Raw genomic sequence first — 10712 nt, 5'->3', positions numbered from 1 at the left:
GGCCAGAACGCAATCCGCCGGGCTGCCCTCGGCGGCAAAGCGGCGCGGCTCCAGCCGGGCAATCATCATCGGGCGGGAATAGCTGATGCAATGCCCGACCCCCGATTGCTCGAAAGCGGGCGCCACCGTCCAGACCTCGCCACCCGGCCCGGCAATCTCGGCGGCGATTTCGGTCAGCACCGCCAGACCGGGGGCGTTGATGCCATCATCATTGGTGATCAAGATCCGCATGCCTGCCCCATCCTGCTCCGGCCCCATTCTGCTCTGGGCGCTGTCATGCGGCCCCGGTCGGTCCTGCCTCCTGATTAGACGAGGCGGCGGGGCCGGGCAAGCCTGCGTCCGGGGGCGGGCCGCATTCGGCGGGCGGGATGGCCAGCATGTCCAGCCGCCCCGAGCGCAGCAAGGCCTGCGCCACCGAGCCGATCATGCCGCGCCGCAGCCCCGATGGCCCGCGCGTGCCCATCACCAGCAAATCCGGCCCGCGCGCCGCCACCAGCGCCGCAAGCGCCGGGGCGGGCGAGCCGGGCAACAGCAGGCAGTCTGCCGCCGCAAACCCGGCAGCCACGGCGAAAGCCTGCAATTTCTGCGCTTCCTCGCGGGTTTCGCGGGCCGGGCCGCCACTTTCAGAACGACCCGCAAGCCCTTGACCCAGCGGGATAAAGGCATGGGCCACCACGATATGCGCGCCCTCGGCCAGGCCGGATCGCACAAACCACTGCGCCGCCGCCAGCGAGGCGGGCGAGAGGTCGGTGGCAAAGATCACCTCGCGCCAGGGCCGCGCCTGCGGGTCGTGGCAGACCAGCACCGGACGCTCGGCCTGCCGGATCACCCGCTCCAGCGTGGTGCCCACGAACACCTCGCCCAGGACCTCCTGCCGGTGGCGCCCCATCAGGATCAACCCGGCGCCCAGCCGGTCGGCGGCGTCTGCGATGCTCAGATGCGGCAGGCCGATGGCGACCTCGGGCAGGCCCTCCGACAGCAAGCCCGCCGCAGCCGCCTCGGCGCAAAGGGTGGCGCGCGCGGCGGGGCGCAGGGTGCTGACCAGCGCCCGCGGCAGATCGGCCTCGATCACATGCAAAAGATGGGTCTTGTCCGCCGCCAAGCGGCGCGCGCGCATCAGCGGCGGGGCCGAGCGCGGCGTCAGATCGCTGGCCACCAGCGCCAGCATGGGCCAGCGGCCTGTCGGGGTCTGAAGGGCGGGGGCAAGCATGCAAACACTCCTGTGGCGGTCGCGAGGGCGCTGCCACAGGCGCAGCAAATGATGGCTATGCCCTTGATCTGTATCAAGTTGCGACGAATTGCCCCGGCTTTTCCGGCGCGAGGGCCGAAAGGACAGAGGGCGCGCTGGCCGGGTTTTGGCCCTGCTCGGCGCGATAGGCGCGGGCGAAATGCGCGCGCGAGGCATAGCCCACCGCGCCCGCCACCATGCCGCTGGGCAGCCCCTGCGCCAGCAGCCGCGCCGCCACCGCCATGCGCTCGCGCCGCAACAGCGCGGCAAAGCTCTCGCCCCCGGCCCGCAGCCGCCGCCGCAGCGTCGAGGGTGACAGGCCAAGCGCCCGCGCCACCGCATCGGCCTGCCACTCCAGCTCGGGCCGCGCCCGCACCATCTGGGCAATGCGCGCCGCCAGCGGCAGATCGAACAGCACCGAGGCCTCGGGCACAGGATGCAGCAGGGCCAGCAGCTCGGCCAGCCGCGCCTGCCGGATCGGCCCGGCACTCGGCCCGGCACAGATCGCGCTGGCCGCATGCAGCAATGCCTCGACCAGTGCCGGAGACAGCGGCAGCGCTGGCCCCATCGCAGATTTCGCGGGTGGGGCGGGCAAGACCCCCCACATCTCGGGGGTGACCTCGAGAATCAGCGATTGATAAACACCGCTGCGCGGATCGGGATCGTTCACGATCTCCATATCGACATGGGCGGGCAGGGCAAACAGCGTTCCGGGGCCAAGGCAATGCTGATCCAGCCCGCGCCAGATTTCCTTGCGCCCCGACAGCACCACCGCCAGCAGCGGATGCGGCAGCCGCACCGAGGCCAGCCGCTCGCGCGTGAGGGCGCAATAGGAGAACAGGCCCGGCCCATGCGGCGCCATCCCCGACAGATCGGTGCGGCGAAACGGGCGCAAGCGCTCCAGCAGGGCATGGGCAAGCGCGGGATCGGGGCGGGGCGGGCTGACAAGGTGTTTCATCCGTCGATCCTAGCAGCGCGATAGCCGCGACCGAACCGGATTTTGACCGGAACGGGTTCAACACTGGCCGGAACCGGCGCAAGGCGGGGGCGAGGGTGCGGCAGGATGGGCCATCATCATGCAGGAGACTTCGATGTTGCATTTCAAACTGATCCTGACCGCCGCCCTCGGCCTGGCGCTGCCGGTGGCCGCCTGGGCCGAGCCCGCACTGCTGCCCGGCTTTGCCCATCCCGAAAGCGTGCTGCCGGTGGGCGAGGCGGTCTTTGTGTCGAACCTCGGCGCCAAGCTGGACCCGATGGGCAAGGATGGCGACGGGTTCATCAGCCGTCTGGGTCCCGATGGTGCCACCGTGGCGCTGAAGGCGATGACCGGGCTTCATGCGCCCAAGGGCATGGCCTTGCTGGACGGGCGGCTGTTCGTGACGGATATTGACCGGGTTCTGGGCTTTGATCCGGCCAGCGGCGCGCAGGTGTTCGAGGCAAGCATGCACTGCGCTACCCCTTGTTTCTTCAACGATCTGGCCGAGGCCGAGGGGCGTTTGCTGATGACCGATACCGCGCAGGGCAAACTTTGGGCGGTGGATGTGCAAAGCGGCGCCTTCGCCCTGCTGGCGGAGGGGATGGATGGCGCCAATGGCGTGATCTGGGATGCCGCGCAGCGCCGCGCCGTGGTGGTGGAACTGGGCGCCGATTTCGCGGGCGGCGACATCTATACCTGGTCCGAGGCGGCGGGTCTTTCGAAAATCCCGGCCAGCCCGCATGGCGTGTTCGACGGTCTGGCCTTGCTGCCCGATGGCCGGGCGCTGGTCTCGGATTGGGTCGGGCTGAAGGGCGAGGCCGGGGCGGTGCTGGCGGTCGATCTGGCCACTGGCGCCACCGAGGCGCTGCCCCTGCCGCAAGCCCTGCATGGCCCGGCAGATTTCGCGCTGACCGATGACAAGCTCTGGCTGCCCGCCATGCTGGATGGGGCTGTAGCCGTGCTGCCCGCGCCGTGATCTGCTGATTGGGGAAGGGTCGGGTCAATCCGACCCTGAACCAAGTGGCAGCCCGTAGGGGAGTCGAACCCCTCTTCCCAGGTTGAAAACCTGGTGTCCTAACCGATAGACGAACGGGCCGCGGTTGGTAGGGCGGGTTTTAGCGGCGGGTGCCGGGGTGCGCAAGAGGAAAAATGCACGGAAATTGCGCCCGGATAAAAATTTGCGAAAAATGGGCGAGAACAACGACTTGCGCTCGCCCGTTCATGTGATGCGCTAAGTTCGGCCGAACAGCCGCCGCACACCGACAAAGAAGGCGGGCACCATGAACAGCCCGATCACCACCGAGGCGACCATGCCGCCCGAGACCCCGATGCCAATGGCGCGCTGTGCGGCGGCGCCCGCGCCGGTGGCGGTGGCCAGCGGCAGCACGCCCAGAAGGAAGGCAAAGGAGGTCATCAGGATGGGGCGCAGCCTCTGGCGGGCGGCGGTCACGGCGGCCTCGGTCAGGGAATGGCCTTGTGCCACAAGGCTTTGCGCGAATTCCACGATCAGGATGGCATTGCGGGCGGCAAGCCCGATCGTGGTCAGCAGGCCCACCTTGAAATAGACGTCATTCGATTGCCCGAAGACCAGCGCCGCCAGCATGGCGCCCAGAATCCCGACCGGCACCGAAAGCATGACGGCAAAGGGCACTGTCCAGCTTTCGTAAAGCGCGGCGAGGCACAGAAAGACCACCAGCCCCGACAGCGCAAACAGCAGCGGCGCCTGATTGCCCGAGAGGCGTTCCTGATAGGAAATCCCGGTCCAGGCAAGGCTGTAGCCACCCTCCAGCGCCGCCACCTGCGCCTCCATCTCGTCCATCGCGGCGCCGGTCGATACGCCCTCCAGCGGGCTGCCCGAAATTTCCAGCGCGCGCGATCCGGCATAGCGATCAAGGCTGGGCGAGGCCTCGTCCCAGGCTTGCGTCATGAAGGCGGCGAAGGGCACCATCTCGCCGCTGGAATTGCGCGCGAACCAGCCGTCAATGTCACCCGGCTGCATGCGATAGGCGGCGGCGCCCTGCACGATCACGGGTTTCAGTTCCTGTCCCAGCGGGAAATCATTGACCTCGCGCCCCGAGAAGATGACCGACAACATGCCATTCACCTCCGACAGGCTGAGGCCCATGGCGCGGGCCTTTTGCTGGTCGATGTCAAGGCGCAGCGAGGGGCGGAAAGTGGTCTCATGCCCCCGGAATGAGCCGGTGAGGCCATTGCCCTCGGCCGCCGCCACCAGATCGACCGCCGCCTGTTGCAGCGCGGCGGGGCCGTTGCCGGCTTGATCCAGCAGATAAAAACTGAAGCCAGAGCTGTTGCCGAGCCCCTGGATCGCGGGCGGCTGGTTGAATACGATGCGGCCCGCGCGATGGTTGCCGAATTGCTTGCTGGCCTCTTGCGCGAAAGCTGCTGCCGTCAGGCCGGGGCGCTCGTCATAGGGTTTCAGCTTCACGAAGAGCATGGCGGTGTTCTGCCCGCCGCCGCCGAAACTTTGGCCCAAGGCGCCATAGGTGGAGGCGACCACATCGCCACGCTCCTCCAGCAGCCAGCGTTCCACCTCTTGCACCACGGCCTCGGTCTGGGCGGTGGTGGCGCCCTCGGACAGGCGGACCTGCGCCATCAGCACGCCCTGATCTTCCTGCGGCAGGAAGGAGGAGGGCAGATGCTGATAGAGCCAGAACGCCCCGCCCGACAGCGCCGCCAGCAGCATCGCCATGCGCAGGGGGCGCGCCGCCGTCCAGCCCGCCGCGCGGCCATACCCGCGGGTGGTGCGGTCCAGCCCGCGATTGAACCAGCGGGCGGGCGCGATACCCGCCCCATGGGCGCGCGGCTTTAGAAGGCTGGCGCACATCGCGGGCGTCAGGATCAGTGCCACGGCGAGTGACAGCATCATGGCCGAGATGATGGTGACGCTGAACTGCCGGTAAATCACCCCGGTCGAGCCGGACATGAAGGCCATGGGCAGGAACACCGCCGAAAGCACCAGCGCGATGCCCACAAGGGCGGGGGTGATCTGACCCATGGATTTCTCGGTGGCGGCGGTGGCGTCAAGGCCTTCCTCCTCCATCACGCGTTCGACGTTTTCGACCACCACGATGGCGTCATCGACCAGAAGCCCGATGGCCAGCACGAGGGCGAACATGGTCAGCGTGTTGATGGTCAGCCCGGCCACGGCCAGAATGCCGAAGGTGCCCAGCAGCACCACCGGCACGGCGATGGTGGGGATGATGGTGGCCCGCCAGCTTTGCAAAAATACAAGGATGACAAGGAAAACCAGCACCACCGCCTCGGCCAGGGTGTGATAGACCCGCTCGATCGAAGCCTCGACGAAGGGCGAGGTGTCATAGGGGTATTCGACGCTGACGCCCTCGGGCAGGGCGGCGCTTACCCGGGTGAGGGTGGCGCGCACGGCCTCGGCGGTATCCACCGCATTGGCGCCAATGGCGAGGTTGATGCCGAACCCCGCAGCCGGTTTGCCGTTGAAGCGCGAGGAGGCGCCATAGGTTTCCTGCCCCACCTCGATCTCGGCCACATCGCCCAGAAAGACGGTGGAGCCATCCTCATCGGTGCGCAGGATGATGCGGGCGAATTCATCCACCGAGGAGAGCTGCGCCTGCGCCGACAGCGCGACGGAAAGCTGCTGCCCCGGCACCACGGGCTGCGCGCCAAGGCTGCCCACGGTCACGGTGCTGTTCTGTTCTGACACGGCGCTGGTAATATCGGCCGTGGTCACCTGATATTGCGCCATTTTCAGCGGATCGAGCCAGATGCGCATGGCATAGCCCGAGCCAAAGGCGCTGACCGAGCCGACGCCGGGGGTGCGCAGCATCGGCCCCTCGACCACGCGCCCCATCAGATCGCCCAGTTGCAGCGAGGTCTGGGTGCCATCCTCCGACACCAGCGCCCCCACCATCAGGATGGAGGAGGTGGAGCGGGTGACGCTGACCCCGCGCTGTTGCACGGTTTCGGGCAGGGCAGAGGTGATCAGCTGCAATTTGTTCTGCACCTGAATCTGCGCCATATCGGCGTCCACGCTGTCATCGAACACAAGACTGACCGAGGCCCGCCCGGTCGCCGTGGAGGAGGAGGACATATAGAGAAGGCCATCCAGCCCGGTCAGCCCGTCTTCGATGACGGTGGTGACCGAATTCTCGGTCGTCTCGGCCGAGGCGCCGGGATAGCTGGTGGAAATGCGGATCGTGGTGGGGGCGATGTCGGGATATTGCGAGATTGGCAGGGTCGAAAGCCCCCAGGCGCCTGCCAGCATGGTGATCAGCGCCAGCACCCATGCAAAGACGGGGCGGTGAATGAAAAAGCGTGCCATTGCCTCAGTTCCCCGCCGCTGCGGGGGCGCTTTGGGCGGGCGCGGCATCGCGCACCACGCCTTGCGCGTCGATGGTCACCGGCACGGGTTCCACCTCGGCGCCGTCGCGCAGATTGGTGAGGCCATCGACGATCAGCGCGGCGCCGGGTTGGAGCCCTTCGGTCACCAGCCAGTCATTGCCATCGCTGCCCGCAGGCGTGACCGTGGCCTTCACCGCCTTGCCCGCCTCGGCGAGAAACACCGACAAGACGCCGCCGCGCCCGATGGTGGCGGCGCGTTGCGGCACCCGGATCGCCTCCATCCGCCCGACCACGACGGCACCGCGCAGGAACATGCCGGGGCGGATCAGCCCATCCGGGTTGGCAAAGCTGAAGCGGAAATCCTGCGTGCCGGTGGTGGTGGACACCGCGACCGAGGGCGCCACCAGATTGCCCTCGCCCTGATGGGTCTGGCCGTTTTCAAGCGTCAGCGTGACCTCCAGCCGCTCCTCCGGGGTCAGGGCGCCGGCCTTGATCTGCTCGCGGATCGACAAAAGCCGGGCGGCGGGTTCGTAAAGATCGACCCAGATCGGGTCCAGCGTGGTGACTGTGGCCAAGGCCTCCGATTGCCCGGCGGTGACCAGATCGCCGACCGAGACGCTGGCAAAACCGGCAATCCCGGTGATCGGGCTGCGGATCTCGGCCCAGTTCAGATCCTGTTCGGCCAGATGCAGCGCGGCCTCGGCGCCGCTCAGCTCGGCCCGGGCCTGCGCGGCCTCGGCCTCGGCGGTCTCGACCGTCACGCGGGTGGAGCCGGAACCCTCCAGCGCCCTGGCGCGGGTGGCGGCGGCCTCGGCCAGCGTCAGCGCGGCCTGCGCGCGGGCCACGGTGGCGCGGGCGCTTTCCACCTCGGCTTGCAGGGTGCTGTCATCCAGCCGGAACATCGGCGTGCCTGCCTCCAGCCGCTGACCGGGCGTATAGAGGATTTCGGTCACCATGCCCGTCACGCGCGGGCGGATGCGCGCCTCTTGCGAGGCGATGGCGCGGCCCGGCAGCACGGAGCGCCGCGGCACCTCGGCCTGTTCCAGCACCATCACGCCCACTTTCGTCGGCCCTTTGGGCGCGCCACCCCCCGGCGGGGGGCCGGATTGGGCCAGCGCGGGGGCGGCGGCGAGACCAAGGACCAGAGGCAGGAGGAGGCGGGCAAGGGTCATGAGGTGATCCTGTTGAGGAGGCACCGTCTGGTGCCCGCCCCCAAAGCTAGGGCGCGGGCGGCCGGGCGGCAAGCACGGGCTTTGCGCAAGCCAACGCGCCAGCCGTGCATTTCCGTCGCCCGGTGAAGGGCTTATCGCGCAAATGTGAGGGCGGGCACGATCTGCCCCACGAAGGCGCGGGCGATCTGCAAGCCGATGCGGTCAGCCTCGACGCCCTCGGCCATGGCGCGGGCGGGATGCGCGGCAAGCCAGCCCGGCGCCATCGCCTCGGTCAGGTGCGGGAAGGTGCGGGTCCAGTCGGCCACCACGGCGCGGTTGGCCTCGAAATGAAACTGCGTGCCCCAGGTGGCGCGGCCCAGCCGGAAGGCCTGCTGCGCCGCGCCTTGCGCGCGTGCCAGATGGGTGGCGCCCGGCGGCAGGGTGAAACTGTCGCTATGCCATTGAAAGATCGGAAATGCGGCGGGCAGGGCGCCCAGCAGGGGATCTCCGGCGGCGGCGGGCGTCGGGGCCACGGCGCACCAGCCGAATTCCGGGTTGGTGCCCAGCGTGTTTTCGGCGCCAAAGCCGCGCGCCAGGATCTGGGCGCCAAGGCAGATGCCCAGGGTGGCGCGCCCGGCCTCGGAAAAGGCGCGCATCTGCTGCGCCAAAGCGGGCAGATAGGGGTGCGCGGCATCGTCGCGCGCGCTCTGTTCGCCGCCAAAGACGATCAGCGCGTCGTGATCCTCCAGCGCGGGCAAGGCCTCGCCCGCGAAGGGGCGAAACTGCCGGATGCGCGCCCCCGCCTCGTGCAGGGCAACGCCGATCTGGCCGTGATGGGTGATGGCGGTGTTCTCGACGATGGCCACCCGCATCGGCATCAGGCCTTGCGGGCGGCGTTCAGCCACAGGACCGCGAGGGCCACGCTGGCAATCACGTTCCAGCCCGCCATCGAGATGCCCATCAGGCTCCAGGCAATCGCATCGCAGCGCACCACGGCGGCCACATCGGCGGCGGGGTTCAGCAGATCGGCGGCACTGATGCCCTCGATGCTGCCCGCGCTGCATGTGGCCAGCCCCTCCCACCATTTCTGTTCCACCCCGACATGGAACAGGCCGATGGCAGCCGAGGTCAGCGCCGCCAGTCCGCCCAGCACAGGCAGCACCCGCCCGCCCGCCTTCAGCGCCACAAGGCCGATCAGCACCGCCGCCAGATGCGGCCAGCGCTGCCAGATGCACAAGGCGCAGGGGGCCAGCCCGCCCAGATACTGAAAGGCCAGCGCCCCGGCCAGCAGGGCCGCCGATCCGGCTGCGGCCACAAGGATCAGCATTTGGCTGCGCGTCAGATACATCTCGGGCCCTTTCAGTGCTTCAACAGATACCAGGCCACCGCCAGCAACAGGCAAAGGCCAAGCGCGATCAGCGGCAGGCGGCGCTCGATGAAGCCGGTGATGGCCGCACCATAGCGGCGCAGCAGCCAGGCCAGCAGATAAAACCGCCCGCCACGCGCCACGATGGCCGAGAGGATGAACAGTTTCAGGTCAAAGGCAACCACCCCTGACAGGATCGTGACCACTTTCATAGGCGGCAGATGCGACAGGCCCGAGGTGACCAGCATCAAGAGGATGGTGCCCTCGCCGGTGCTGGTCTTCAAGGCGTCGAAGGCGGCCATCTTGCCATAGAATTCCAGCACCGGGCGCGCCACCAGGTCGAACAGGTGCAGGCCGATATACCAGCCGAAAATCCCCCCCAGCACCGAGGTGATGGTGGCAATCAGCGCGTAGCGCATGGCGCGCTCGGGGCGGGCCAGGCACATCGGCACGAAGATCACATCGGCGGGGATCGGAAAGACAGAGCTCTCGACGAAGGAAATGGCCCCCATCACCGGCTCGGCCCGGGGCGAGGCCGCCTGACGCAGCGTCCAGTCATAGAGTTTGCGGAACATGAGGGGCCTCCTGCGCGTTGGCGCTGCACAAGCATGGCGCCGCCGCGAGGTCAAGCCATACCGTCACGCCCGGCTGACGCGCAGCCGCTTGCCGGTAAAGGCTTTGCGGCCCGGCGGTGCAGGGCTATGCTGACGCAACTGTGACCAGCGGGTAAGCGGGGGGATGTGCGATGGACTGGCGGGGACGGCGCGGCAGCGACAATATCGAGGACCGGCGCCGATCGGGCGGTGGGCAGGGGGCCGCGCGGGGCGGCGTGGCGGTGGGCGGCGCGGGCGCGCTGGTGCTGCTGCTGATCGGCGCCTATTTCGGCGTGGATGTCTCGCCGCTGCTGGAAGGCGGCGGTGCCCCGGCGCAGCAAGAGACCGGCCCGCTGTCGCAGGCCGATCAGGAGGCCGGGCAATTCGTCTCGGTCGTGCTGGCCGATACAGAGGAAGTCTGGGGCAGCCTGTTCCCCGATCAGGTCGGCAAGCGCTATGCCGCGCCCACGCTCGTGCTGTATTCCGGGGTGACACGCTCGCCCTGTGGCTCGGCCAGCGGGGCCACGGGGCCGTTTTACTGCCCCGGCGACAAGAAGATCTATCTTGATACCGGCTTTTTCGGCACGATGTCGCGCGAGCTGGGCGCCAAGGGCGATTTCGCCGCCGCCTATGTGGTGGCGCATGAGGTGGCGCATGGGGTGCAGGATCAGCTGGGCATTCTGGGCAAGGCCAATCAGGTGCGCGGGCAGGCCTCCGAGGCGGATAGCAATGCCATCTCGGTGCGGATCGAATTGCAGGCCGACTGCCTGTCGGGCATCTGGGCGCGCGGCGCCGAGGAGATGTTTGGCAGCCTTCAGGCCGGCGACATCGAAGAGGCGGTGAATGCCGCGCATCGCATTGGCGATGACACCTTGCAGCGCAATGCCGGGCGGGTGCCGATGCCGCATACCTTTACCCATGGCACCTCTGAACAGCGGGCGCGCTGGTTCCTCCGCGGCTACAAGTCGGGCGACATGGGCAGCTGCGATACTTTTGCCGCCCGGCAGCTGTGAGCCGCTGTTGACGGGCGCGGCGCGCCGGGGTAGAGCATCCCGGCGCG

The 10712-nt window shown here is 68.4% G+C and carries 10 protein-coding genes and 1 tRNA gene; 2 read left to right on the top strand and 9 right to left on the bottom strand.

Features of this window, described 5'->3' with window-relative positions; all coding sequences use genetic code 11:
- From JNN06_RS14820 to JNN06_RS14810, 3 genes are all read right to left on the bottom strand, one after another.
- Positions 1-231 (bottom strand): 5'/3'-nucleotidase SurE (locus JNN06_RS14820; protein ID WP_291240365.1); only part of this gene is annotated, 231 nt, incomplete at its 3' end.
- Positions 232-274: 43 nt separating this feature from the next.
- The gene (locus JNN06_RS14815; RefSeq protein WP_291240364.1) at positions 275-1210 is read right to left on the bottom strand and encodes a universal stress protein; all 936 of its coding nucleotides are present in this window, start codon (positions 1208-1210) and stop codon (positions 275-277) included.
- Positions 1211-1283: 73 nt separating this feature from the next.
- Entirely contained in the window at positions 1284-2186 is a 903-nt protein-coding gene (locus JNN06_RS14810; RefSeq protein ID WP_291240363.1) for an AraC family transcriptional regulator, read from the bottom strand.
- A gap of 133 nt (positions 2187-2319) precedes the next feature.
- Between JNN06_RS14810 and JNN06_RS14805 the strand changes: the two genes are divergently transcribed.
- Complete coding sequence (locus JNN06_RS14805; protein ID WP_291240362.1) at positions 2320-3180, top strand: hypothetical protein; 861 nt, start codon at positions 2320-2322, stop codon at positions 3178-3180.
- 45 nt (positions 3181-3225) lie between these two features.
- On the opposite strand, the gene JNN06_RS14800 is transcribed toward JNN06_RS14805, so the two are convergent.
- The 6 genes from JNN06_RS14800 to JNN06_RS14775 all read right to left on the bottom strand — a co-directional run bounded on the left by JNN06_RS14800 (position 3226) and on the right by JNN06_RS14775 (position 9634).
- Positions 3226-3300 (bottom strand) — tRNA-Glu (locus tag JNN06_RS14800).
- Positions 3301-3435: 135 nt separating this feature from the next.
- Complete coding sequence (locus JNN06_RS14795; protein WP_291240361.1) at positions 3436-6522, bottom strand: efflux RND transporter permease subunit; 3087 nt, start codon at positions 6520-6522, stop codon at positions 3436-3438.
- 4 nt (positions 6523-6526) lie between these two features.
- Entirely contained in the window at positions 6527-7714 is a 1188-nt protein-coding gene (locus JNN06_RS14790) for an efflux RND transporter periplasmic adaptor subunit (protein WP_291240360.1), read from the bottom strand.
- Between the two features lie 131 nt (positions 7715-7845).
- Positions 7846-8571, bottom strand: coding sequence for a type 1 glutamine amidotransferase (locus tag JNN06_RS14785; RefSeq protein WP_291240359.1), 726 nt, complete (start codon positions 8569-8571; stop codon positions 7846-7848).
- A complete protein-coding gene (locus JNN06_RS14780; protein WP_291240366.1) occupies positions 8571-9035 on the bottom strand; it encodes a disulfide bond formation protein B in 465 nt (154 codons plus the stop codon). Before JNN06_RS14780 ends, JNN06_RS14785 begins: the two co-directional genes overlap by 1 nt.
- Positions 9036-9052: 17 nt before the next feature.
- Entirely contained in the window at positions 9053-9634 is a 582-nt protein-coding gene (locus JNN06_RS14775) for a YqaA family protein (RefSeq protein ID WP_291240358.1), read from the bottom strand.
- A gap of 170 nt (positions 9635-9804) precedes the next feature.
- Here JNN06_RS14775 and JNN06_RS14770 point away from each other — a divergent pair, with 170 nt between their 5' ends.
- The gene (locus JNN06_RS14770; RefSeq protein WP_291240357.1) at positions 9805-10665 is read left to right on the top strand and encodes a neutral zinc metallopeptidase; all 861 of its coding nucleotides are present in this window, start codon (positions 9805-9807) and stop codon (positions 10663-10665) included.
- Positions 10666-10712 lie beyond the last annotated feature (47 nt).

It is taken from the genome of Gemmobacter sp. (assembly GCF_016792925.1).
GTDB lineage: Bacteria > Pseudomonadota > Alphaproteobacteria > Rhodobacterales > Rhodobacteraceae > Gemmobacter.
Note: the sequence above shows the minus strand (reverse complement) of the source record. Positions and strands in the feature narration are given on the sequence as shown.

Bases quoted from the DNA above. Each gene is read 5' to 3' on its own strand.
- JNN06_RS14815 (WP_291240364.1), bottom strand. From the start codon at position 1,210: ATGCTTGCCCCCGCCCTTCAGACCCCGACAGGCCGCTGGCCCATGCTG.
- JNN06_RS14810 (WP_291240363.1), bottom strand. From the start codon at position 2,186: ATGAAACACCTTGTCAGCCCGCCCCGCCCCGATCCCGCGCTTGCCCAT.
- JNN06_RS14805 (WP_291240362.1), top strand. From the start codon at position 2,320: ATGTTGCATTTCAAACTGATCCTGACCGCCGCCCTCGGCCTGGCGCTG.
- JNN06_RS14795 (WP_291240361.1), bottom strand. From the start codon at position 6,522: ATGGCACGCTTTTTCATTCACCGCCCCGTCTTTGCATGGGTGCTGGCG.
- JNN06_RS14790 (WP_291240360.1), bottom strand. From the start codon at position 7,714: ATGACCCTTGCCCGCCTCCTCCTGCCTCTGGTCCTTGGTCTCGCCGCC.
- JNN06_RS14785 (WP_291240359.1), bottom strand. From the start codon at position 8,571: ATGCCGATGCGGGTGGCCATCGTCGAGAACACCGCCATCACCCATCAC.
- JNN06_RS14775 (WP_291240358.1), bottom strand. From the start codon at position 9,634: ATGTTCCGCAAACTCTATGACTGGACGCTGCGTCAGGCGGCCTCGCCC.
- JNN06_RS14770 (WP_291240357.1), top strand. From the start codon at position 9,805: ATGGACTGGCGGGGACGGCGCGGCAGCGACAATATCGAGGACCGGCGC.